Genomic DNA, 22,501 nt, shown 5'->3' on the forward strand with positions numbered 1-22,501 from the left:
AGGAACGCGAGATCCATCCCTCGATTCTCGTCCGAGACTCCCGGCACCGTCATACTGACCTCGTGAGGATCGCGATCGCCGGCAGCACCGGCACCGTCGGCAAGCTCGTCCACAGCATCGCCACCGAACGCGGACACGACGTCGTCGCGCTCGCGCGCAGCAAGGGTCAGGACCTCGAGCATGCCTCGCTCCCGCCTTCGGTGCTGGACGGTGTCGACACGATCGTCGACGTCAGCGGCATCCAGACGCTCTCGCGGCATCGCTCGCGCCGGTTCTTCGAGAGCGTGTCGGCCAACCTGCAGCGGGCGGGAACGGCGGCGGGTGTCAAACATCTCGTCGCGCTCTCGATCGTCGGCATCGACGGGGTGGATGCCGCCTACTACGGCGGGAAGCTGGCGCACGAACGGGCCGTGCAGCGCGGGGCGCTCCCCCACACGCTGCTCCGCGCTGCGCAGTTCCACGAGTTCGCCGAGCAGACGCTCGTCCGCGGAAAGATGGGCCCGATCACTGTCGTGCCGGCCGCCCGGGTACGCCCGATCGCTGCGCGCGAGGTCGCCGAGCACCTCGTCACACTCGCGGAGGGCGAGCCGGTCGGCCGGGCGCGCGATCTGACCGGGCCGCGCGACGAACTGCTCATCGACATGGTGCGAGCGCTGCTCGATGCCCGCGGCATCCGCCGCCCCACGATCGAGATGCGCCTGCCGGGATCGTTCGGTCGCGCGATGTCGTCGGGGCGCCTGCGCGGGCACGCGCACGCCGAACGCGGCACCGTCACATTCGCGGAGTGGCTCGCGAGCCAGACCTGAGAGGCGCGCCGCCGAGGCGGGGGAACTCATAAAGCACAAGAACTGTTGCGCAATGGTTCTTGCGCATCTAGCGTAGCGGGTATGACCTCCGCCGACAGCTCCGCTTCTCGACTCGAGACCGCTGCCGCCATGCGCGTGCTGGCGCACCCGACCCGGCTGCGGCTCCTCGGCATCCTGCGCGAGAACGGCCCGCAGACGGCGGCTCAGCTCGGCGAAATCGTCGACGAAGCGCCGGGCACGATCAGCTACCACCTGAGCAAACTCGCCTCGATCGATCTCATCGAGCCCGCCGAGCCGCGCAGCGCCGATCAGCGCGAGCGCTGGTGGCAGGCCGCCGCTGCCGAGACGACGTGGGAACCGGCGGAACACCTCGATGACCCGGCCCAACGGGCTGCCTCATCGGCGCTGGAGAAGTCGATCGCGCAGATCTACGCCGCCCGCTACAGCGAGTACGTCGACGCGATGCCGACCCTCCCGGCCGAGTGGGTGGCCGCCGGGGCGACCGGCGACCGCACGATGCGCCTCACGCTCGACGAGCTGACCGCGATGCGCTCCGAGCTCGAATCGCTGATGCACCGGTGGCAGGAAGCGAGCGCGCGACACGACGACGCAGACGAGACCACCGCACCGGTCGCCCTCGTCTACCAGGCCTACCGCCGGCCATGACCACGACCGACTCCCCTGTCCGTTCGGCCGATGCGACGCACCGGCGCGCAGCATCCCGCGCCCTCTACGCCCTGCTGTCGGCGCACGCGATCTCGCAGACGGGTAACGTCATCACGGCCTTCGCCATCCCCTTCTACGTCCTGGCCACGGGCGGCTCGGGCGTCGAGATCGGGCTGGCCGCGTTCGCCGCGACCGCGCCCGTCATCGTGGGAGGCGTGTTCGGCGGGGTGGTCGTCGACCGCATCGGCGGCCGTCGCACCGCGATCGTCGCCGACATCGTCAGCGGTGTGACGGTTCTCGCGATCCCCGCGCTCGCGCTCACGGTGGGTCTGCCCTTCTGGGCTCTGCTGGCACTCGTCTTCACGAGCGGCGCGCTCGACACCCCCGGCCAGATCGCCCGCCGCGTGATGCTGCCCGAGCTCACGGAGGCGGCGCACGTCAGGCTCGAACGGAGCGTCGGACTCCTCGACGGCTCGGAGCGCCTCTCCAAGCTCATCGGCGCGTCCGTCGCCGGCGCGCTCGTCGCTCTCCTCGGACCAATGGCAGCCCTCGTCACGAACGCTGCTGCGTTTCTCATCTCGGCTGCGATCACCCGCCTGATGGTCCCCGCGACGACGGTGCGAATGGCCGCCGTCGGCGACACGGATGCCGCAGCCCGGCGCTCGTACTGGCGCGAGCTGCGCGACGGGTTCGGGTTCGTCGTGCGTGATCCGCTCATGCGGCTCATCGTCGGCATGGTGCTCATCACCAACCTGCTCGATGCGGCCCGCAGCGCCTCGCTGATGCCTCTCTACGCGAACGCCGAGCTCGGCGGCGCCGGAGCCCTCGCCGTCATCGTCGCTGTCATGGGCGGGTGCGCGCTCATGGGCAACATCGCTTTCGGCTTCATCGCGCACCGGATGCCGCGGCGTGTGACCTTCGCGCTGTGCTTCCTCGTCGCCGGCGGCCCGTCCAGCGCGGTGTTCGCCCTCGGCGCGCCGTTCCCGGTGCTCGTCGCTGCCGCCGGCGTCTCGGGGCTCGCGGCCGGTGCGTTGAACCCGATCCTCGGCGCGGTGCAGCTCGAGCGCGTCCCGGCGCCCATGCGCGGTCGCGTCTTCGGCCTGCTCAACGCCGGCACGTGGGCAGGGGTCCCGCTCGGCGCGCTGCTCGGCGGCATCGCCGCCGATGGCCTCGGTCTCTTCGCATCGTTCGGCATCGTCGCGATCGTCTACACCGTGGTCACGACGGCACCCCTCACGGGCGGAGCCTGGCGGCTGATGGAACGGCGACCGAACGAACAGGCGGCACTCTAGGCCCCCGCGCCGCGTCTCGCACGTCGTTCCCTATCCGGCATCCGCTCGTGTTGACTGCGGGGATGAGCAACTGGGCCGAGACCGTCATGTTGTGGCACGTGTACCCGCTGGGGTTCACGGGAGCACCGATCCGGCCGGACGGCGCCGACGACGACGGCCAGTCGGATGCCGGCGCCGCAGGCCAGCCCGTCGAACACCGACTGAACCGCATCGAGGCCTGGCTCGATCACGTCGTCGAGCTCGGCCTCAACGGGCTGCTCCTCGGCCCGGTCTTCCCCTCGAGCACGCACGGATACGACACCGTCGACTACTTCCGCATCGATGCCCGGCTCGGTGATGACGGCGACATCGACCGTCTGATCGCGGCGGCCCACGACCGCGGCATCCGCGTGCTGTTCGACGGCGTCTTCAACCACGTGGGGCGCGAGCACCCTGCGTTCGCGGCTCTGGAAGAGCAGGGGCCGGAAGCCGACACCGCTGACCTCTTCCGCGTGCGGTGGGACGGCTGGCAGCCCGGCGAGCCGGTTGACGCCGACGTCTTCGAGGGGCACGACGCCCTGGTCACGCTGAACCACGACTCCCCCGCCGTCGCGGATCTCGTCGTCGAGGTGATGACCCACTGGCTGGGCCGCGGCATCGACGGCTGGCGCCTGGATGCTGCCTACGCTGTGCCGTCCGCCTTCTGGGCGAGAGTGCTGCCGCGGGTTCGCGCCGAGTACCCCGAGGCATGGTTCCTCGGCGAGGTCATCCACGGCGACGCCGCCCGCATCGTCGAGGAGTCGACGATCGACTCGCTGACGCAATACGAGCTGTGGCAGGGCATCTGGCACGGCATCGCCGACCGCAACCTCTTCGAGCTGAAGCACGCGATCGAGCGGAACAACGAGCTCCTATCGGTCTTCGCTCCGCAGACCTTCGTCGGCAACCACGACGTCACGCGGATCGCCTCGGCGATCGGCCCCGACCTGGTGCCGCACGCGCTGGCGGTGCTGTTCACCGTGGCGGGGGTGCCGTCGGTGTATGCGGGCGACGAGTACGGCTACGAGGCGGTGAAGGAGGAACGACTCGGCGGCGACGACGCGGTGCGCCCCGAGTTCCCCGATGCGCCGCCCGCCCCGGAGTCGCTGCCCGAGACCGCGCAGCACATCCTCCGCACCCATCAGCAGCTGATCGCCGTGCGCCGGCAGCATCCCTGGTTGCATCGCGCCCACACCGACGTGATCCATATCGACAACACCGCGATGGTGCTGCGGACCGCGACGGGAACGGATGCCGTCATCACGGCGCTCAACGTCGGCGACGCCCCGGTGACCGTGCCGGTCGCCGACGCGACACAGGTGCTCGCCGGATCGCTGGCCGACGACATCGACAGGCACGCCGGCGAGGCATCCCTTCCCCCGCGCGGCTGGGCAGTGCTATCGGCTACCCCTGCCTGACCCGCGACCCGACCCAGATGGCGGTTCTCCCCCACGCGTGACGACAATTCGCGTCGGCTCGCATCGGGTTCGGGTCGTGCGGTGGCGCCGGCTCAGCGGAAGTCTCGTGACTGGTGCCTCACCCCCACCCGCAGGTCTTCGAACGCGTCGGCGAGGATGTTCACGACCCCCTCGTTCGACCGTTCGAGGATGCCGCGGACGATGAGCGCCGGGCTGTCGCGCACCACCCGCCGGTAGCGGTGCCACATGCCCGTCGAGCAGATGACGTTCATCAGTCCGTGCTCGTCCTCGAGGTTGAGGAACGTGATGCCGGATGCCGTCGCCGGCCGCTGCCGGTGGGTGACGAGCCCGGCGATCTCGACGCGGCGCCCCGACTCGTGCTGTCGCAGGTCGTTCGCCGTCAGCACGCCTCGGGCGTCGAGCTGCGAGCGGTAATGGGTCATCGGATGATCGTCGGGTGAGATGCCCGTGGCCCACAGGTCGGAGGCCAGCACGTCGTAGCTCGACTGGTCGGTGAACAGCGGCGGTTGCACGGCGATGAGCGAATCGGGCAGGTACTCGATGCGGTCCTGCGCGGCCGATCCCGCCAGCCAGATAGCCTCGCGACGGGTGTGCCCGAAGCACTCCAGCGCTCCCGCGGTGGCGAGCGCTTCGAGCTGCGTCGTGTCGGCACCGGTGCGGCGCACCAGGTCGCGCATGTCGCGATAGGGGCCGGATGCCTCGCGCTCGGTGACGATGCGCTCGGCGAACCTCTTGCCGATGCCGGTGACCGCGGCGAGACCGAGCCGCACCGCGAAGCCGCCATCACGGCGATGCGCAGCCGACTCGTCGGGAGCGTTGATGTCGAAGACCGGCACGGGAGGCTGCTCGCCGAGGCAGCTGTCGAGCCCCGTCGGCCCCGACCGCCCCGCCTCACCCGACACGGATTCGAGCACGGCCTCGGCTCCCGAGAGCTGCAGGTCGGGGCGCCGCACCTCGACTCCGTGACGGCGGGCGTCGGCCGCCAGTGTCGCCGGCGAGTAGAAGCCCATCGGCTGAGCCCGCAGCAGCCCCGCGAGGAACGCCGCCGGGTAGTGCAGCTTGATCCACGAGCTGGCGTAGACGAGCAGCCCGAACGACAGCGAATGGCTCTCGGCGAAGCCGAAGTTCGCGAACGCCTGGATCTTCGCGTAGATGTCGTCGGCGGCATCCCCCACCAGGCCGTTCTCGGCCATGCCCTCGTAGAGCTTCTGCTTGAGTGAGTCGATGCGCTCGATGCCGCGCTTGGAGCCCATCGCACGACGCAGCAGGTCGGCATCCTCGCCCGAGAGTCCGCCGATGACCATGCCCATCTGCATGAGCTGCTCCTGAAAGACCGGCACCCCGAGCGTGCGTTCGAGCACGGGCTTGAGCTTCTCGTGCGGATACGTCGTTTTCTCGTATCCGAGCTTGCGGCGCACGTACGGGTGCACGGCACCGCCCTGGATGGGCCCCGGCCGGATGAGCGCGATCTCGATGACGAGGTCGTAGAACCGTCGCGGCTGCAGGCGCGGCAGCAGGCCCATCTGCGCGCGGGACTCGACCTGGAACACCCCGATCGAGTCGGCCCGGCACAGCATGTCGTAGACGGCGGCCTCTTCCTTCGGCAGCGTCGAGAGCTCGAACCTCTCCCCCGTCGCCCCCTCGATGAGGTCGAAGCAGTACTGCAGCGCGGCGAGCATCCCCAGTCCCAGCAGGTCGAACTTCACCAGGCCCATCCAGGCGGCGTCGTCTTTGTCCCACTGGATGACGGTGCGGTCCTGCATCCGAGCGTGCTCGATCGGCACGACCTCGCCGACAGGACGATCGGTCAGCACCATGCCGCCCGAGTGGATGCCCAGGTGCCGGGGGGCCTTCAACAGCTCGGCGGCGTAGCTGAGCACCCGCTCGGGTATGTCGTGGTCGGGACCGGTGTCGAGCGTGGCTCCCCAGCGTTCGACCTGCTTCGACCAGGCGTCCTGCTGTCCCGGGGAGTGCCCGAGGGCCTTCGCCATGTCGCGCACGGCGTTCTTGGGCCGGTACTGGATGACGTTCGCCACCTGCGCCGCACGCTCGCGCCCGTAGGTGGCATAGACCCACTGAATGATCTCCTCGCGCCGGTCGGAGTCGAAGTCGACGTCGATGTCTGGTTCCTCCTCGCGCAGGGCGGACAGGAAGCGCTCGAACGGCAGCCGGTAGTAGATGGAGTCGATCGCGGTGATGTCGAGCAGGTAGCAGACGGCGCTGTTGGCCGCCGAGCCACGCCCCTGACAGAGGATGCCGCGCCGCCGCGCCTCTTGCACGATGCCGTGGACGATGAGGAAGTAGCCCGGGAAGTCCTTCTGCTCGATGACCGCGAGCTCTCGCTCGATGCGGTCGCGGTCTTCGGCCGGAAGGTTCGGGTACTTGCGCGGCACGGCCTCCCACACGAGGTGCCGCAACCACGACATCGGCGTGTGCCCCTCGGGAACGGGAAGCTTCGGCAGGGCGGGCTTGGCCCGGCGCAGCGGGAAAGCGAGCTCGTCGGCAAGCTCGACGGTGCGCGCCACGGCTCCGGGGAACCGGCGGAAGCGCCGCGTCATCTCGGCTCCCGACCGCAGGTGCGCCCCGGCGTGGGACGGCAGCCACCCGTCGAGCTCGTCGAGACCGCGGTTGGCCCGCACCGCCGCGATCGCGGCAGCGAGGTGGGCGCGATCGGGCACGGCGTAGTGCACGTTGTTCGTCGCGAGGATCGGCAGGCCGCGCTCACGCGCGAGGCCGGCGAGGATGTCGTTGTGCCGCGAGTCGAGCGGCTCACCGTGATCCATCAGCTCGACCTCGACGGCGTCGCGCCCGAACCGGTCGACCAGAGCGTCGAGCTCGGCGGCGGCAGCATCCGGTCCGCGCTCGATGAGCGCCCGGCGCACTGCTCCCTTGCGGCATCCGGTGAGGATGCTCCATTCGCCTCCGGCGATGTCGGCCAGATCGTCGAGCCGGTACCGGGGCTTGCCCTTCTCCGCTCCCGCGAGCTGGCCCTGCGTGAGCGCCCGCGCCAGCCGGTGGTACCCCTCTTCGCCGCGGGCGAGGATGAGCAGATGCTCGCCCGGCGGGTCGGCCTCGTTGCGCGCGGCGCCGACGCGCTGCGGCAGATCGAGCGACAGCTCCGCCCCGAACACGGTCTTCACGGCCAGCTGCTCGGCGGCCTCGGCGAAACGGACGATGCCGTAGAACCCGTCATGGTCGGTGACGGCGAGAGCGTGCAACCCCAGCCGTTCGGCCTCTTCGGCCAGCTCTTCGGGCGATGAGGCCCCGTCGAGGAACGAGTACGACGTGTGCGCGTGCAGCTCGGCGTACGGCACCGCGTCCTCGGGACGCTCGATCCTCGGCGCGGAGTACTTGCCCCGCTTGCGCGACCACGCGGGGCTGTCGCCACCGTCCGCACCCGGCGGCGCGCTCGGCGCCCGGTTACCGCTGAGCAGCCGCTCCATCTCGGACCACGGCACCGAGGGGTTGTTGAAGCCCATCAGTCGTACCGCCCCTCGACCGACCATTCGCCGCCGTCGCACACCAGCAGCCACGCGGTCTGGGTGGCATCGACCATCTGGAAGCGGTGGGCATGGCGCGCTCGCGCGGCATCCCACGCCCGCTCGATCACCGGCCACGGCCCCGCCCACGAGCGGATGCCGCGCGACCCGGTCGACGACACCAGGGCGGCCGGGATCGCCGTCAGCTCGCCCCGCCCGTCGACGGCCACCATGTCGCCCTCCCGATCGACGACCGCCAGCGGCAGCGCCCGCTCGAAGACCGTCGCGGGCAGCGGATCGGGCAGGCTCCCCGGCCAGGGCCGTTCGCGCGAGCTCGTCACCGGGCGGTCACCCCACGGCACGAGCACCTGCCGCTCGGCGAGCCAGCGGCCACCGCCCACGACCGGGGTCACGACGCCCGTGTGGCCGAGCATCGCCTGCACCCGCGACAGGGCGTGGTGCACCCGCTGCTCGGGACCGGAGCCGAACAGCGACACGGCGTGATGGGATGCCGCATCCACCGCTTCGGGCTCGATCTTGACCCGAGCGACACCGCTGGTGAGCTTGCCGCTCTCGGCCAGCTGCCAGCGCACCCGGTCGACGACGGCGGCGGCGTCGAAGGTGCCGGGGTGGAGCCAGACACGGTTGCTCGTCTCGCCCCGGTCGCCGGTGAGGATGACCCGCAGCTCGGTGCACACGAGATCGACCGCGCCGAGTCCGGAGATGAACTCCTCGGCCGCGACCCTCATGCCGAACGCGACCTGGTCGGCGAGGTCGAGCGGAGGCTCGAACGAGACCTCGCGGTGCAGCTCGGGCGGCGGAGTGCGCGGGACCACCGGGCGTGAATCGGCGCCGGAGGCGAGGCCGTGCAAGCGCGCGCCGCGGGGGCCGAAGCGTTCGACCAGTCGTTCGGGCTCGATCGCGGCGAGGTCGCCGAGGGTCTGCACGCCGAGCCGGGCGAAGAGGTCGACGGAGTCGTCGTCGAGCACCGCGATCGTCAACGGTGCGAGGAACTCCGCCGAGCGCCCGGCTTCGACCACCCGGATGGGCCGGTCGGGGCGGGTGCTCATCCGCGCGGCCTGCTGCGCCGTGAAGGGTCCGTCGGCGACACCGGCCCGCACGTCGAGGTCGCCCTCGGCGACCGCGGCCAGCAGCGCGCCGGCGGCCTCGGTCTCACCGCCATAGAAACGCGCGGGGCCGCGCACGCGCAGCGCGCAGAGCCCTGCCTCGAGCACCTGCACTCCTGGCGCCATCTCTTCGAGGCGCGCCACGATCGGCGCGAACTCCCGGTGATCGCGCACCGCATCCGCGTCGGCCACCTGCAGCGCGGGGCATCGGGCCTGAGCGTCGCGGCGACGCTGCCCACGTGCGACGCCGTCGGCCCGCGCAGCCGCCGAACACGCGATGACCACGCCCTTCTCGAAGACCGCGATCGGCGCGTTCGGATCGCCGCCGCTTTCGCGCACGAACGCCACGACCGGCCAGTCGGGCACCCACACCACGAGGCTGCGTACCGGTGCCGTCGCCTCCTGCTCCCCCACGTCAGACCGCCCGTCGCATCGGGATCGGCTCGACGACCGGGCCGCCCGCGAGAGCCCGCTCGTGCGGAGCAGCCGAGATCGCGCCATCGGGCGCGGGCAGCAGCATCCGCGCCGATCGGGGAACCGGGAACCGCCGGCTCGACACGGTGACCGTCAGCTCGCGGTCGCTGAGGTAGCCATCGCCGTCGCCCAACCCCGACCACCGCGGATCGGTGACGTCGAGCATCGCCTCGGTCTGCGGCCACGGCCCCTGCACGAGCAGCACCGTGCCGCGGTCGCGCAGCCGGCCGGCGAGCTTGGCGATATCGGAGTCTTTCGCCCGTTCGGGCGGACGCACCGCGACGATAGGAAGCACGTCGGCGATCGTCGCGGTGACGGCGAGCCAGCGTGCGCCCGGATCGGGGATCAGCACCACGCGCGACAGGTCGACCCCGGCGTGCTCCGCCGCCTCGGCACCGAAGCCCGGCATCCCGACGACACCGCACCACGACCCGGTCTGCGACGGCTGGGCGAGCAGGGCGAACAGGAGCGACGACGAGGAGCCCAGCGAATAGGCCGCGCCGGGACGCAGCCCCCGCCCGGGCAGCAGTCCGGCCAGGGCAGGATGGGTCGGCAGCACCGGAGCGTCGAGGCGGCGCCCCTGCATCCGCTCCATCTGCGCGCGCAGTCGCTGCACGTCCTCGGCGGCAGCAGGATTGCGCATGATCGACCTCACTCAGCAAGGGTAGAACATATGTTCTAGACCATCAATGTCGAGATCGAAGATACGACCGACGTCCGACATCGCGTGGCAGATTGGATCGCGTGAACGCCTCCGACACCCCGCCCGTGACCCTGCGCCCCTACCGGTCGGCCGCTGACGAACTACCGGATGCGGAAGGTCCTCTCACACGTCACGCGTTCTGAGGACGAGAAGAGCGGCGAGCGTCGTCCATAGCGTGAAGATCGCCATGATCCCGAGTCCCACCAGCGGCGGCATCCCGCTCGTCGTCCCGACAGCGTACGAGGCCTGGCCGGCCGTCGTGGGCCAGTAGGTACCCGCGAACTCACCGATGACCCCGGGCATCCCCGGGGCGAGAGCGGGCACGAGAAGCGCGACGGTCACGATGATCGCGAGCGCACCGGAAGAACCTCGCGTGATGATGCCGAATCCGAGGCCGAGGACGGCCGTGAGGACGAGGTACACGATCGCGCAGACGATGGCCCGAGCAGTTCCAGGGTCATCGAGTGCCGACACGGGCAGACCGGCCGCAGCGAGCGCGGCCTGCGTGGCACCGAAGCTGCCCGCCACCGCCGCGACTGCCACGACCAAGCCGATGAGCGCCGAAACTCCGAGCTTCGAAGCCAGGAGGGCCCCGCGCCGGGGCACGATGGCGAGGCTCGTGATGATCTGCCCCGAGCCGTATTCACTGGTGATGGCCTGCGATCCGATGGTCGCGAGGAGGATCTGACCGACCAGGATGCCCTTGAAGCTGATGCCGGTGGGATCGAAATCGGAAGGCAGCGCGGCCCGCCAGTCGGCCACGAGCCCGCTCACCCCCAGCAGGCTGACCATCACCGTCACGACGACTGCCGAGGCAGCGAGGATCCAGGTGCTGTGGACACTGCGGGCTTTGATCCATTCGGAAGCGAAGAGGTTCATGTCAGGCGGCCTTCTGCTCGATCGTGGTCATGGCGAGAAACGCGTCTTCGAGCGAATCCCGAACGAGGGTGAGCTCGAACACCTCGGCGCCGGCGGCGGAGGCGATGCGGCCGACGCTCTCCGTCGTCGTCCCCGAGACGATGAGGACGTCGTTGCGATCGGCGTCTGCGCGAACCGGAAGCCCGGCTCGCCGGAGCGCATCACGCAGGACGTCGGCATTCGGAGTCCGAACGCGGACGTACTCGTTCGTGTGCGAGGCGATGAATGCGTCCAAAGGCTGATCGGCGAGCAGACGACCGTGGTTGATCACGATGAGGTGATCCGCCGTCAGTTGCATCTCACCCATCAGATGGCTCGAGAACAGCACCAATCGGCCTTCCGCAGCGAGCTCGCGCATCAGGGATCGAGCCCAGCGGATGCCTTCCGGGTCGAGCCCGTTGAGAGGTTCGTCGAAGATGACGATGCCGGGGTCGCCGATCAACGCCGTGGCGATCCCCAGCCGTTGCTTCATCCCGAGCGAGAAGTCGCCAGCCGGCCGGCTCCCTGCTTCAGCCAGGCCCACCAATTTCAGAACCTCCCCGACTCGACCCCGCGGCACGCCTCCAGCACGCGCGACGGACGCGAGATGATCCACGGCCGTACGCCGCGGATGAACGGCACGCGCATCGAGCATCGCGCCGATCACGCGCATCGGATGGGGCAACTCATGCAGACGATGCCCGTTCACGGTCGCGGCGCCGCTCGTGGGCTTGTCCAGGCCGAGGAACATGCGGAGAGTGGTGGACTTGCCCGCCCCGTTCGGCCCGAGGAAGCCGGTCACGATCCCGGGCCGAACCTGGAATGACAGACCGTCCACGGCGGTGACGGTTCCATAGCGCTTGACGAGATCGTGAGCTTGGAGAGATGCCTGCGTTGTCTTCTGCACGGCAGGTACACTACACCGTACCGTGTAGTTTTGCTGCACTGGTCGGTGTAGAGTTCGGGAAGAGCAAAGGATGACGATGAGCGATGCGAGGCCGGTCAGGCAGGGCCAGGAGCAGAAGCGCTCCGCGATACTCGCGGCGGCGCGAGAGCTCTTCGTCGAGGTGGGCGTCGAGCGCTCGAGTATGGATGCCGTTTCGGCGCGCGCGGGTGTCTCCAAGCGCACCGTCTACGACTACTACGGCGATAAACGGCGGCTGCTGCTCGGAGTGGTCGAGAGCGCGGGCGAGACGGCCGTGAACACCCTCCGCGAGCTGTCCGAGACGCACCTGCCGGACGCCATCGCGATCGACGGCCGCGATGAATTGCACCAGGCTGTGATCGCGTTCGCCGCCGAACTCGGGGGGTTCCTCGCCACGTCGACGAACTACGCAGCCGCTGTCAAGCTGATCTCGGAGAACGAGTCGCTCCTGCCCGAACTCGAGGACCACCCGCTGGACCGAGCGCACGCCGACGTTCTCGCCGAGCGCTTCGCTCACTTCGCGACCGAGGGTCTGCTCGACCTCGACGACCCGGGACTCGCCGCCGAGCATTTCCACGCGCTCACGACGCTCCGGGTTCTCAACGAGCCCGCTCGCCGCCGGACGGACGCCGAGCGGGTCCGACAGATCATGACCGATGGCGCCGGCGCATTCCTGCGCGCCTACGGCCCGAGAGCGCGGTAGGCGCGCACCGCGGCGATCAGGCGGCGAGACTCAGGTACGGCTCCCAGCGCGGGTCGGATCGCTCCGTGCCCCGTACGGCCCACTGCGGGCCTCGCGGGGGCTTCGGCAGCCATCGCAGCTCCCACCCCATCTCCTGCGGAGTGTGGTCGCTCTTGAGGTTGTTGCACCGCAGGCAGCAGGCGACGAGGTTCTCCCACGAGTTGCTGCCCCCGCGCGAACGCGGCATCACGTGGTCGATCGTCGACGCCGCTTTCCCGCAATAGGCGCATCGGTGCGCGTCGCGGCGGAGCACGCCACGCCGCGTCACCGGCACGCGGCGCGCATTCGGGATACGGACGTACCGGGTCAGGACGATCACGGCCGGGCGTTCGTACGTTCCATCGATCCCGAGAACGGGATCGTGGACGACGTGCTCGACGATCGTCGCCTTGTCGTTCAACACCAGGAGGAGGGCACGACGGAACGACACCACAGCGAGTGGCTCATACCCGGCGTTCAGTACCAGAGTGCGCATTTCCTGTCCTCACGAACTGCCCTGACGGCTTCAGCGGATGTTCGATGACCGACGTCGCGCGAGCCGTGCGGGCAGGCCCCGCGAGGGTGCGAGCACGAAAAAAGGCGCTGTCATGAAGACAGCGCCTTGATTCACGGCCGAGGCCGCAGTGGTGCACACGATGCCGCAGGACGTAGCGACCGATCGCATTCACGGTTCGAATGCCCGGTACTGGTCCCATCAGCTCCCCCTCGGCGTGCGCGAGCGTCGCGTTCAGGGTAATACACCCTCGACCCAGGAAGGTCGACGGGAGATGAACGGATGATGCGTGTCGTCAGCCCGCGTTCGCGACGAGCCACGACTCGGCGTTCATGTACGCGCCGTCGACCACGATCTCGAGATGCAGGTGCGTTCCGAACGCGCGGCCCGTATCGCCGACCTGGCCGAGCAGCTGTCCCGCCGAGACGGTGTCGCCGACCTGCACCGCGCGGGTGCCCCAGTCCATGTGCGCGTAGAGGCTCGTGACGTTCGTGCCGTTGATGTTGTGCGCGACCTTGACGTACACGCCCCAGCCCGGACCGCTCTCGCTCGAGGCGACGACCGTGCCGTCGGCGACCGAGTAGATCGGCGTGCCACGGTCGGCCATGTAGTCGGTGCCGCGGTGACCGGCGTACGGGGTGCCGAAGTTGTTGAACGACATCAGCGGACGACGCACGAGACCGGAACCCGGCGCGACGAGCGGGATCGACTGGCTGTACGACGTCGACGACGAGGCGGTCGAGCTGCTCGCGGAGATGCGGTTCGCGAGGGCCTCGGCGGCTGCCTTGGCGGCGGCCTCCTCGTCCTTCTTCTTCTTGATCTCTTCGGGCGTGGTCGCCGTGAAGCCACTGCGGTCGAGAGACGCGGGTCCGACCTCGGACGCGACGACGATCGACTGCGCGTTGTTGGCGGCGACCTGCTGCAGCGTCATCGCGTCGGCCGACGTACCGCGCACGGCGGCGAAGGCCGGGATGGCGACGGTGGCGACAAGGCCGACCACGGCAGCGACGGTGAAGGTGCTGCGAACGGGGTGGACCCGGCGACGGCTCCGGCGGGAAGCGCGGTTCTCGATGGTCGCGACGTCCCGCTTCTGCTTCTTCGCCATCGGGAAGCGGCGGCCACGCAGGGCGCGACCAGAGCGTTCGGGATTCGTCGCGTCGACCTCGGGTACGTCTACCGACGAATCGTTGTGTTCAGCCAAATCAGTCCTCCGGCGCCTCTGCGCGATGGTCTGCGCTGGCTCGTCGACACTGCGCGTGTAGGTCCACGCGACATTCGGGTGTCACCGCGTGGACGACGAGCCGAAGAGGCAATCCATGCAGCGGTCTCGGGCGGGCTTCTCGCCTGAAGACTTCTCGAGGCTACCGGAAGGTAACGAATAAGTCACGCTGTCGTTCCCTTCCCCACCGGACGCTCAGGTCCGGTGGCCAAACGCTCGCGGACTCAGTCGCGACGCGTGAGGAAGATGTGCGACGCGACCTCGACGGGCAGCTCGAGCCCCTCGTCGACACCGTCCATCTGAACGAGGACGTACCCCTCCGAGAACTGGAACGTGCCCTCACGGCCGGGGACGACGCCCGCCGCCCGCAGCTGCTGCAGCAGTTCGGGGTCGACCTGGGCCGGCTCGGCGAGCCGTCGCACGGTGCCCTCGATCGGCCCGCCGGTCTCGTTCAGCAGACGCACGAGGCCCACCACACCGTCGTCGAAGGTGCGCGCAGGCACATCCCCGAGCTGGTCGAGACCGGGGATCGGGTTGCCGTAGGGCGATTCCGTGGGGTGACCGAGCAGCTCGATGAGGCGACGCTCGACGAGCTCGCTCATCACGTGCTCCCAGCGGCAGGCCTCTTCGTGGACATAGGCCCAGTCGAGTCCGATGACATCACTGAGCAGGCGCTCGGCGAGACGGTGCTTGCGCATGACGTCGACCGCCTTCTGCCGGCCGCTGTCGGTCAGCTCGAGCGAGCGGTCTTCCGACACGACGACGAGTCCGTCGCGCTCCATGCGGCCGACCGTCTGCGAGACGGTGGGGCCGGAGTGCCCGAGGCGCTCGGAGATGCGTGCACGCAGGGGGACGATCGCCTCTTCCTCGAGTTCGAGGATGGTACGCAGATACATCTCTGTCGTGTCGATGAGATCGGTCATCACAGCCCTTGTCGTGCGCGTGGTCGGGAGGATCCCAGCCTATCCGCTGGTGAGGACATGCGAGGCTGCCCTTACCTCCTGCTCATGGCACGGCGGGCCCGGACGCCGCCCCTAGAATCGGCTCATGGCGCACGTCACCCTGCCCCGAGACATCCTTCCCCGCGACGGCCGCTTCGGCTGCGGTCCCGCCAAGATCCGCCCCGAGCAGGTCGCCGCCCTGTCGGGTCCCGGCTCGATCCTGCTCGGCACGTCGCACCGCCAATCGCCGGTGAAGAGCCTCGTCGGCCAGGTCCGCTCCGGCCTGTCCGATCTGCTGCGGCTGCCCAACGGATACGAGATCATCCTCGGCAACGGCGGATCGACCGCGTTCTGGGATGCCGCGGCATTCGGCCTCATCGAGAACCGCAGCCAGAACCTCGTCTTCGGCGAGTTCGGCGGCAAGTTCGGCGCGGCCGCATCCGCGCCCTGGCTCCAGGCTCCCGACATCCGCAAGGCGGAGCCCGGCTCGAGCATCTCGGCCGAGGCTGTGGAGGGCGTCGACGTGTACGCCTGGCCCCACAACGAGACGTCGACCGGTGTCGCCGCCCCCGTGCGCCGCGTCGTCGGCGACGAAGGCGCGCTGACCGTCATCGATGCCACGAGCGCGGCGGGCGGAATCGACTTCTCGGTCTCGCAGTGCGACGTCTACTACTTCGCCCCGCAGAAGAACCTCGGCTCGGATGGCGGCATATGGTTCGCCGCGGTCTCCCCCGCCGCGATCGAGCGGATCGAGCAGGTCGCCGCGTCGGGCCGCTACATCCCCGAGTTCCTGAGCCTGAAGAACGCGCTCGACAACTCGCGACTCAACCAGACACTGAACACGCCCGCCGTCGCGACGCTCTATCTGCTCGACAAGCAGCTCGAGTGGGTCCACAGCAACGGCGGCCTGCAGTGGGCGGCTGACCGCACCGCAGAGTCCTCTTCGGCGCTGTACGACTGGGCCGAAGCGTCCGAGCACGCGACGCCGTTCGTCGCCGATCCCGCCGACCGCTCCCCCGTCGTGGTGACGATCGACTTCGACGACACCGTCGATGCCGCTGCCGTCGCCAAGAGCCTGCGCGGCAACGGCATCGTCGACACCGAGCCGTACCGCAAGCTGGGCCGCAACCAGCTGCGCATCGCGACGTTCGTCTCGATCGAGCCCGACGACGTGCGCCAGCTGATCAAGTGCATCGACTACACGATCGACCGTCTCTGAGCGCGTAACGCCGCTGAGACGACAGAAGGGATGCCGCACCGCGCGGCATCCCTTCTTCGTTCCCGTTCGAGCGGTCAGCGCTCCCAGGGCGATTCGTCATGGTCGGAGTCGTCGTTCTCGTCCGAATCATCGTCCTCGTCCGAGTCGTCATCATCGTCATCGAACTCGTCGTCATCCGAGTCGTCTTCGTCGTCATCGGCAGCGCCGGAATCGAGCGCGTCGATATCGACCCCGTCGACGTCGCCCGCGTGGGTGACCGCCGTGCTGCCGTCCGCGAAGTCGTCCTCGTCCGCGTCGTCGTCGAGGTCGTCCGCGTCGTCATCGAGATCGGCCGCGTCGTCGTCGAGATCGTCCGCGTCGTCGTCGCTGTCATCGTCCTCGTCCGCGGCGGCCTGAGCGGCCTGGTAGTCCGCGAGCCGCACAGCCCACGGAACCCACTCGGGAGCGAGCAGCGATCCGACGGCCGGGAGCAGCTCGATCTCGAGCACCGTCGGCTCGGCGTCTTCGACCACGGCGACGCTGACCGTCCACAGCCACCCGGGGTAGCCGGCCAGACGGTTGGCGAAGCGCAGAGATACGACGCCTTCGGCCTCGACGACGTAGTCGACGGGATCGCCGACGGTCGACGGGGGCGTGATCTCGGCGAGCGCAGCCAGGGCGAGATCGTGAGCGGCGAGCAGACGTTCGTCGACCGCGACCGGCTCGGACGCTACGGCATCCTCGGGCGCTGCGGCCTCGTCAGACGCCGGCTCGATGACTTCGACCTCGTCCGTCGCCGACGTGTCGGCGGGCTCAGGCGTCGAGGTCATCGGCGACCTTGCGCAGCACCGCGGCGATCTTCTTGCCGTGACCCGAGCTGGGGTAGCGACCGCGACGGAGATCGGCGCCGATGCCGTCGAGGAGCTTCACGAGGTCCTCGACGATGATCGCCATGTCGTCCGCGGGCTTGCGGTTGCGCTTGCTCAGGCTCACGGGAGCCTCGAGCACGCGGACGGCCAGCGCCTGCAGACCGCGCTTGCCATCAGCGACACCGAACTCGAGGCGCGTGCCGGGCTTGAGCGACTCGGTGCCCGCCGGGAGTGCCGTGGCGTGCAGGAAGACGTCCTGGCCGTCATCGGAGGAGATGAAGCCGAACCCCTTCTCGTCGTCGTAGAACCTGACCTTGCCGGTGGGCATGTGCGTACCTCGCTGTCACGGACCGCGTTTCGCGGGCAGAACCGAATGCCGGGGCCGTGTCAGCCCCGGTAACCAGCCTACGGCACCACTGCGAACCGCTACGCTGATGCGGATGAGCACGCGCAGCACGGGCGACGACCTTCCGGTCCGCCGTATCGACCGCATCCTCGCGTTCATGTCGCTGGGGCTGCTGATTCTGGCGATCGTCTGTTTCTTCGCGATCATCATCGGCACCGCGACCGGCATGGAGCAGTCAGACTTCGGCACCGGGGCGTGGCCCACGGTGAGCGCCATCGTGTGGATCGCGCCGCCCGTCGCGTTCGCCCTGCTGCTGACGGTGCTGATCATGACCTTCATCCGACGGAGCCGGGCCAACAAGGGCCGGTGACGTGTCTCCCGTCGACGCCCGTGCCCTCGCGAGCTGGCTCGCCACGGTCGACGACGACGTCCTGACGGACCTGCTCCGTCGACGCCGCGTCTCGCCCGACGTCGCCTGGGCCGATTTCTTCGACGCCGCCGAGGCCCTGCTCGATCCCGCGGCTGTGGCCAAGGCCGCTCCGCTTCTCTCCCGGCCGCTCGTCGAGGCCATGGACGACGCGGTCGCCTCCGGCGATGCGGTTCCGCCCGGTACGGCACGCGACGCCCTGCTGCATCTCGGGCTCGTCTCTCCTGGCGGGATGCCCTACGCCGGTGCCGCTACGGCGTGGCGCGATGTCCCCCGCCCCGAGACCGCGGGCCGTTCCATCACGACGGGCTCGCCGGAGGATGATGCGCAGCTGGCCGAACGCGCCTTCACCGCGCTCTCGTCACTCGCCGATGTCCTGTCGCTGACGCAACCGTCGCCCCTCGGACGCACCGGTGCGGGAACCCTGGGTGCCGCCGACCGCCGCCGCCTGATTGAAGCAGGAGCGGTGGCGGATGCCGAGACAGCCGACCTCGTGATCGGGATCGGTCTCGACGCCGGGCTCCTCGGTCCGGTCGAGCGCGAGTGGCGGGTGACGACCGAGGGAACCGCCTGGTTGCTCCGTGGCTCCGCCGATCGCTGGGCCAACACCGCCGGCCGCCTGCGCGACGCGCTCCCATCGGCGCTGCGGACGACGGACGGCGGATGGCAGCCGCCGGCGCAGTGGCACCTCGCCTATCCGCTCGACCCGCAGTGGTCCGCGCGTGCCGACCGCCTGACGGCGCAGTGGCGGCTGTGGGCGATCATCGACGCATCGGGGCGCCCGGCAGCCTGGGCGACGGCGCTCGCGAACGGAGGCGACGTCGACCGGACGACGCTGCAGGAGCACCTCCCCGGCGAGGTCGACCGCATCTTCCTCCAGAACGACCTCACGGCGATCGCGCCCGGGCCGCTCGAGCCCGCGATCGATGCGCGGCTGCGCCGCGCGGCGCGGCGCGAGTCGCGCGCGCAGGCGTCGACCTACCGGTTCTCCGCCGAATCGATCGGAGCAGCGCTCGCGGCCGGAGAGGATCCGGCATCCCTCGCCGAGTTCCTCGCCGCGATCTCGCTGACCGGCCTGCCGCAGCCGCTGGCATACGAGCTCGAACGGGCGGCCGGCCGCCACGGCCGACTGCGCGTGGGCGCCGACTCCACCGGTCGGACGCAGGTGACGGCATCCGACCAGGGCGCCCTCGACACGCTCGCCGTCGATCAGGCGCTGCGACCGCTCGGGCTCGTGCGCGATGGCGACCGGCTGCTCAGCCGCAGCTCGGTCGACGCTGTCTTCTGGATGCTGAGCGACGCTCGCTACCCCGTCGCCGCGGTCGACGAGAACGGAGAGGTACGGATCCTCGACCGCGCCAAACTGGCCGCATCGGCGGACGACGCACCGGCAGGCACCTCCGAGGCCCGTTTCCGGCCGCTCATCGAGCGCATGCTCCGAGCCCATTCCTCCGACGACGCGGATGCCGCGTGGCTGGGCCGCGAGCTCGAGCAGGCGGTCAAAGCACGCGCGGTGATCGAGGTGAGCGTGCGTCTGCCGGACGGCTCGACGCGTGACTTCGTGCTCGAAGCGACGGGGCTGGGCGGCGGCCGGCTGCGTGGGCGCGACCGCGCCTCGGATGTCGAACGCACTCTGCCGGTGTCGAGCATCGTCTCCGCCCGGCTGACCTGAGCATCGCAGGCACCCTCCGTACAGGCCGACGTGGGCTGAGCACCGGTACGATTGCTCGTTATGGCTGATGGCCCCCTGATCGTCCAGAGCGACCGCACCGTGCTGCTGGAAGTCGCCCACCCGAGCGCGGAGGACGCGCGGCACGAACTGGCGATCTTCGCCGAGCTCGAGCGGGCGCCCGAGCACATCCACACCTATCGCATCACGCGCCTGGGCCTGTGGAACGCACGCGCCGCGGGGCACGATGCCGAAGACATGCTGGCCACACTCGACCGCTGGTCGCGCTTCCCCGTGCCGCCGTCGGTGTCGACCGACATCCGCGAGACGGTGACGCGCTACGGACGTCTGGTCATCGAGCGCGACGACGAGGGCACCCTGATCTTGCGCTCGAGCGACGCGGCCGTTCTCTCGGAGGTCACGCGCAACAAGCGCATCCAGCCGCTGCTCCTGGGCAACCCCACGCCCGACACGTATGTCATCGACGCCTGGGCCCGCGGCCAGATCAAGCAGGAGCTGCTGAAGATCGGCTGGCCCGCCGAAGACCTCGCCGGCTTCACGCCGGGCACGCCGCACGAGATCGAGCTGCACGAAGACGGCTGGAGCCTGCGCCCCTATCAGCGCAAGGCGGTCGACATCTTCACCGAGGGCGGCTCAGGCGTCGTCGTACTCCCCTGCGGCGCCGGCAAGACGCTCGTCGGAGCCGCAGCGATGGCCGACACGAAGACGACCACGCTCATCCTCGTGACCAACACCGTCAGCGCGCGGCAGTGGCGCAACGAGCTGCTCAAGCGCACGAGCCTGACTCCGGAGGAGATCGGCGAGTACTCCGGTCAGTCGAAGGAGGTCAAGCCGGTCACGATCGCGACCTACCAGATCCTCACCGCGAAGCGGAAAGGCGAATACGCCCACCTCGCGCTCCTCGACGCGCTCGACTGGGGTCTCGTCGTGTACGACGAGGTGCACCTGCTGCCCGCCCCCGTGTTCAAGCTCACCGCCGACCTGCAGGCGCGACGCCGGCTCGGCCTCACCGCGACCCTGGTCCGCGAGGACGGCCGCGAAGGCGACGTGTTCAGCCTCATCGGCCCCAAGCGCTTCGACGCGCCGTGGAAGGAGATCGAGGCACAGGGCTTCATCTCCCCCGCCGTCTGCTACGAGGTGCGCGTCGACCTCCCGGCATCCGACCGCCTCGAGTACGCGGCCTCGGCCGATGACGAGCGGTACCGCCTGGCTGCCACCGCGCACGCGAAGATCGGGGTCGTCCGCGACCTCGTCGCGAAGCACACGGGCGAGCAGATCCTCGTGATCGGCCAGTACCTCGATCAGATCGATGTGCTGTCCGACGCGCTGGGAGCGCCGAAGATCACGGGTTCGACGCCCGTCGACGAGCGCGAGGAACTGTACGAGGCGTTCCGAACGGGCGAGATCCCGGTGCTGATCGTGTCGAAGGTCGCGAACTTCTCGATCGACCTCCCCGACGCCTCCGTCGCCATTCAGGTCTCGGGATCGTTCGGCTCGCGCCAGGAGGAGGCGCAGCGACTCGGGCGTCTGCTGCGTCCGAAGTCCAACGGTCACACCGCGAGCTTCTACACGCTCATCGCGCGCGACACCGTCGACCAGGACTTCGCGCAGAACCGGCAGCGCTTCCTCGCCGAGCAGGGGTACAGCTACACGATCCTCGACGCCGAGAAGCTCGAAGCGGCCTGAGCCGGCCGCCCCACGGCGGCCGTGTCAGGGCTTGGTGAGCTCGGGCGTCGGCTCGCCGGGAAGCGGCACAGTCGCCGTCGGCGTCGGCATGGGGATCGGCGGCGGCAGCGGGGTCCGCGGGAGGCCGTACGTGCGCGCGATCGGCCGCCGCCGCAGCACGTACTCGACCGCAAGGCAGTAGCCCCCGAGCAGCAGCACCGAGGTGGCGAAGCTCACCCAGCCGACATCCGCCGCCGACGGGTCGGTTCCCGCCACGATCCCGGTCACGAAGGCCAGCAGGTTGTTGACGATGTGCACCGCGATCGCGGCCTCGAGTCCGCCGGTGCGCCACGTGAGCCAGCCCGCGGCGATCGCGAAGAGCGCGACGGCTGCCTGACCGACCGGGTCGTAGAGGTGTCCGATGACGAACAGGGGCACCGGCAGCAGGATGGCGAACAGCGGATGCCGCAGCCACCGCCCGATCGACTGCATCAGGTAGCCGCGGAAGATGTACTCCTCTGCGGCGGCCTGGACCGGCACCACGAGGATGACCACGAGCAGACTCAGCCACAGCGTGGCACCCGCCGGGGGCGTGAGCGATGCTCCGCTCTGCTCGGGAGGGAGCAGCGAGGTGACGATCGCGACGACGACCGCCATGGCCACGGCGAGCCCGACGCACACGATCAGCCACCGCCAGCGCAGCCGCCCGAACACGGCGGAGGCGAACCCGAGACGACGTCCGTTGATGAGGAGCGACGCGAGCAGGTACGCGGGCAGCAGCAGCGCGATCGCGCCGAGGCCGATGAACAACGAGAGCGGATCCGAGATGTCCAGGACCCCGCCATCGTTGAGGACCCGGTTCAGCGCCCGCGCCGCCTCTTCGCTCGACAGCGCGATCAGCAGGGCGACGAGTGCGGCGCCCAGCACCATGAGGAAGAACAGAACGATGCCGAGAGCGCCCACCGCGAGCGGGGTCCACCACCCCGAACGACGACGCGCGAAGACGAGCCGATGGAATGCGAGACGGTCGGAATCGATCGGACGCGGCATGCCTCCATCCTCTCGCGACCCCTACCAGGTCGACC

Annotated in this window: 20 protein-coding genes; 9 read left to right on the forward strand and 11 right to left on the reverse strand. The window is 69.8% G+C overall.

Going from position 1 to position 22,501, the window contains the following annotated elements; all coding sequences use genetic code 11:
- Positions 1-62 precede the first annotated feature (62 nt).
- The 4 genes from VC184_RS09990 (at position 63) to VC184_RS10005 (ending at position 4,200) form a co-directional block, all read left to right on the forward strand.
- Positions 63-806, forward strand: coding sequence for an SDR family oxidoreductase (locus tag VC184_RS09990; protein ID WP_323986024.1), 744 nt, complete (start codon positions 63-65; stop codon positions 804-806).
- 81 nt (positions 807-887) lie between these two features.
- Positions 888-1,472, forward strand: coding sequence for a helix-turn-helix domain-containing protein (locus tag VC184_RS09995; protein ID WP_323986026.1), 585 nt, complete (start codon positions 888-890; stop codon positions 1,470-1,472).
- On the forward strand, positions 1,469-2,764 hold the full coding sequence (locus tag VC184_RS10000) for an MFS transporter (protein WP_323986028.1): 1,296 nt from the start codon (positions 1,469-1,471) through the stop codon (positions 2,762-2,764). The genes VC184_RS09995 and VC184_RS10000 overlap by 4 nt, the downstream gene beginning before the upstream one ends.
- Positions 2,765-2,826: 62 nt before the next feature.
- Positions 2,827-4,200: an alpha-amylase family glycosyl hydrolase gene (locus tag VC184_RS10005; RefSeq protein ID WP_323986030.1), complete on the forward strand. Its 1,374-nt coding sequence runs from the start codon at positions 2,827-2,829 to the stop codon at positions 4,198-4,200.
- Positions 4,201-4,292: 92 nt separating this feature from the next.
- Here VC184_RS10005 and VC184_RS10010 read toward each other — a convergent pair whose 3' ends face one another.
- From VC184_RS10010 to VC184_RS10030, 5 genes are all read right to left on the reverse strand, one after another.
- The gene (locus tag VC184_RS10010) at positions 4,293-7,700 is read right to left on the reverse strand and encodes an error-prone DNA polymerase (RefSeq protein WP_323986031.1); all 3,408 of its coding nucleotides are present in this window, start codon (positions 7,698-7,700) and stop codon (positions 4,293-4,295) included.
- The gene (locus VC184_RS10015; protein ID WP_258524671.1) at positions 7,700-9,241 is read right to left on the reverse strand and encodes a DNA polymerase Y family protein; all 1,542 of its coding nucleotides are present in this window, start codon (positions 9,239-9,241) and stop codon (positions 7,700-7,702) included. The genes VC184_RS10010 and VC184_RS10015 overlap by 1 nt, the downstream gene beginning before the upstream one ends.
- Before the next feature lies 1 nt (position 9,242).
- On the reverse strand, positions 9,243-9,944 hold the full coding sequence (locus VC184_RS10020) for a hypothetical protein (protein ID WP_064954983.1): 702 nt from the start codon (positions 9,942-9,944) through the stop codon (positions 9,243-9,245).
- Between the two features lie 183 nt (positions 9,945-10,127).
- A complete protein-coding gene (locus VC184_RS10025) occupies positions 10,128-10,883 on the reverse strand; it encodes an ABC transporter permease (protein ID WP_323986033.1) in 756 nt (251 codons plus the stop codon).
- A gap of 1 nt (position 10,884) precedes the next feature.
- A complete protein-coding gene (locus VC184_RS10030; protein ID WP_323986035.1) occupies positions 10,885-11,808 on the reverse strand; it encodes an ABC transporter ATP-binding protein in 924 nt (307 codons plus the stop codon).
- A 76-nt stretch (positions 11,809-11,884) separates the two neighbouring features.
- On the opposite strand from VC184_RS10030, the gene VC184_RS10035 reads away from it, so the two are divergent.
- Entirely contained in the window at positions 11,885-12,529 is a 645-nt protein-coding gene (locus tag VC184_RS10035) for a TetR/AcrR family transcriptional regulator (RefSeq protein WP_323986037.1), read from the forward strand.
- A gap of 16 nt (positions 12,530-12,545) precedes the next feature.
- Here VC184_RS10035 and VC184_RS10040 read toward each other — a convergent pair whose 3' ends face one another.
- From VC184_RS10040 to VC184_RS10050, 3 genes are all read right to left on the reverse strand, one after another.
- Positions 12,546-13,043 (reverse strand): HNH endonuclease, encoded by a 498-nt coding sequence (locus VC184_RS10040; protein ID WP_114588335.1) that lies wholly within the window; start codon positions 13,041-13,043, stop codon positions 12,546-12,548.
- A gap of 313 nt (positions 13,044-13,356) precedes the next feature.
- Positions 13,357-14,262 carry a M23 family metallopeptidase gene (locus VC184_RS10045; protein ID WP_112617091.1) on the reverse strand — a complete coding sequence of 302 codons (906 nt, stop codon included), beginning with the start codon at positions 14,260-14,262 and terminating at the stop codon, positions 13,357-13,359.
- 242 nt (positions 14,263-14,504) lie between these two features.
- On the reverse strand, positions 14,505-15,203 hold the full coding sequence (locus VC184_RS10050; protein WP_112617092.1) for a metal-dependent transcriptional regulator: 699 nt from the start codon (positions 15,201-15,203) through the stop codon (positions 14,505-14,507).
- 124 nt (positions 15,204-15,327) lie between these two features.
- Between VC184_RS10050 and serC the strand changes: the two genes are divergently transcribed.
- Positions 15,328-16,440, forward strand: a complete 1,113-nt coding sequence (gene serC / locus VC184_RS10055; RefSeq protein WP_323986038.1) for a phosphoserine transaminase — start codon at positions 15,328-15,330, stop codon at positions 16,438-16,440.
- A gap of 74 nt (positions 16,441-16,514) precedes the next feature.
- Here the strand turns inward: serC and VC184_RS10060 are convergent, their stop codons facing one another.
- Together VC184_RS10060 and VC184_RS10065 are read right to left on the reverse strand one after the other, a co-directional pair.
- The gene (locus VC184_RS10060) at positions 16,515-17,249 is read right to left on the reverse strand and encodes a DUF3027 domain-containing protein (RefSeq protein WP_323986039.1); all 735 of its coding nucleotides are present in this window, start codon (positions 17,247-17,249) and stop codon (positions 16,515-16,517) included.
- Complete coding sequence (locus VC184_RS10065; protein WP_023954781.1) at positions 17,233-17,616, reverse strand: cold-shock protein; 384 nt, start codon at positions 17,614-17,616, stop codon at positions 17,233-17,235. The genes VC184_RS10060 and VC184_RS10065 overlap by 17 nt, the downstream gene beginning before the upstream one ends.
- 112 nt (positions 17,617-17,728) lie before the next feature.
- On the opposite strand from VC184_RS10065, the gene VC184_RS10070 reads away from it, so the two are divergent.
- From VC184_RS10070 to VC184_RS10080, 3 genes are read left to right on the forward strand one after another with little or no spacing between them, the layout of a single operon-like run.
- Positions 17,729-18,004 (forward strand): multidrug ABC transporter ATPase, encoded by a 276-nt coding sequence (locus VC184_RS10070; RefSeq protein ID WP_274178641.1) that lies wholly within the window; start codon positions 17,729-17,731, stop codon positions 18,002-18,004.
- Between the two features lies 1 nt (position 18,005).
- Positions 18,006-19,733 carry a helicase-associated domain-containing protein gene (locus VC184_RS10075; RefSeq protein WP_323986042.1) on the forward strand — a complete coding sequence of 576 codons (1,728 nt, stop codon included), beginning with the start codon at positions 18,006-18,008 and terminating at the stop codon, positions 19,731-19,733.
- Positions 19,734-19,793: 60 nt separating this feature from the next.
- Positions 19,794-21,437 (forward strand): DNA repair helicase XPB, encoded by a 1,644-nt coding sequence (locus VC184_RS10080; RefSeq protein ID WP_114588339.1) that lies wholly within the window; start codon positions 19,794-19,796, stop codon positions 21,435-21,437.
- Positions 21,438-21,461: 24 nt separating this feature from the next.
- Here the strand turns inward: VC184_RS10080 and VC184_RS10085 are convergent, their stop codons facing one another.
- Positions 21,462-22,466 carry a CPBP family intramembrane glutamic endopeptidase gene (locus VC184_RS10085; protein WP_274178643.1) on the reverse strand — a complete coding sequence of 335 codons (1,005 nt, stop codon included), beginning with the start codon at positions 22,464-22,466 and terminating at the stop codon, positions 21,462-21,464.
- Between the last annotated feature and the right edge of the window lie 35 nt (positions 22,467-22,501).

This window comes from Microbacterium plantarum (assembly GCF_035231185.1).
GTDB lineage: Bacteria > Actinomycetota > Actinomycetes > Actinomycetales > Microbacteriaceae > Microbacterium > Microbacterium plantarum.

Coding starts and splice junctions, on each gene's coding strand:
- VC184_RS09995 (WP_323986026.1), top strand. CDS start 888: ATGACCTCCGCCGACAGCTCCGCTTCTCGACTCGAGACCGCTGCCGCC.
- VC184_RS10005 (WP_323986030.1), top strand. CDS start 2,827: ATGAGCAACTGGGCCGAGACCGTCATGTTGTGGCACGTGTACCCGCTG.
- VC184_RS10000 (WP_323986028.1), top strand. CDS start 1,469: ATGACCACGACCGACTCCCCTGTCCGTTCGGCCGATGCGACGCACCGG.
- VC184_RS10010 (WP_323986031.1), bottom strand. CDS start 7,700: ATGGGCTTCAACAACCCCTCGGTGCCGTGGTCCGAGATGGAGCGGCTG.
- VC184_RS10070 (WP_274178641.1), top strand. CDS start 17,729: ATGAGCACGCGCAGCACGGGCGACGACCTTCCGGTCCGCCGTATCGAC.
- VC184_RS10025 (WP_323986033.1), bottom strand. CDS start 10,883: ATGAACCTCTTCGCTTCCGAATGGATCAAAGCCCGCAGTGTCCACAGC.
- VC184_RS10035 (WP_323986037.1), top strand. CDS start 11,885: ATGAGCGATGCGAGGCCGGTCAGGCAGGGCCAGGAGCAGAAGCGCTCC.
- VC184_RS10085 (WP_274178643.1), bottom strand. CDS start 22,466: ATGCCGCGTCCGATCGATTCCGACCGTCTCGCATTCCATCGGCTCGTC.
- VC184_RS10020 (WP_064954983.1), bottom strand. CDS start 9,944: ATGCGCAATCCTGCTGCCGCCGAGGACGTGCAGCGACTGCGCGCGCAG.
- serC (WP_323986038.1), top strand. CDS start 15,328: ATGGCGCACGTCACCCTGCCCCGAGACATCCTTCCCCGCGACGGCCGC.
- VC184_RS10050 (WP_112617092.1), bottom strand. CDS start 15,203: ATGACCGATCTCATCGACACGACAGAGATGTATCTGCGTACCATCCTC.
- VC184_RS10080 (WP_114588339.1), top strand. CDS start 19,794: ATGGCTGATGGCCCCCTGATCGTCCAGAGCGACCGCACCGTGCTGCTG.
- VC184_RS10060 (WP_323986039.1), bottom strand. CDS start 17,249: ATGACCTCGACGCCTGAGCCCGCCGACACGTCGGCGACGGACGAGGTC.
- VC184_RS10065 (WP_023954781.1), bottom strand. CDS start 17,616: ATGCCCACCGGCAAGGTCAGGTTCTACGACGACGAGAAGGGGTTCGGC.
- VC184_RS10040 (WP_114588335.1), bottom strand. CDS start 13,043: ATGCGCACTCTGGTACTGAACGCCGGGTATGAGCCACTCGCTGTGGTG.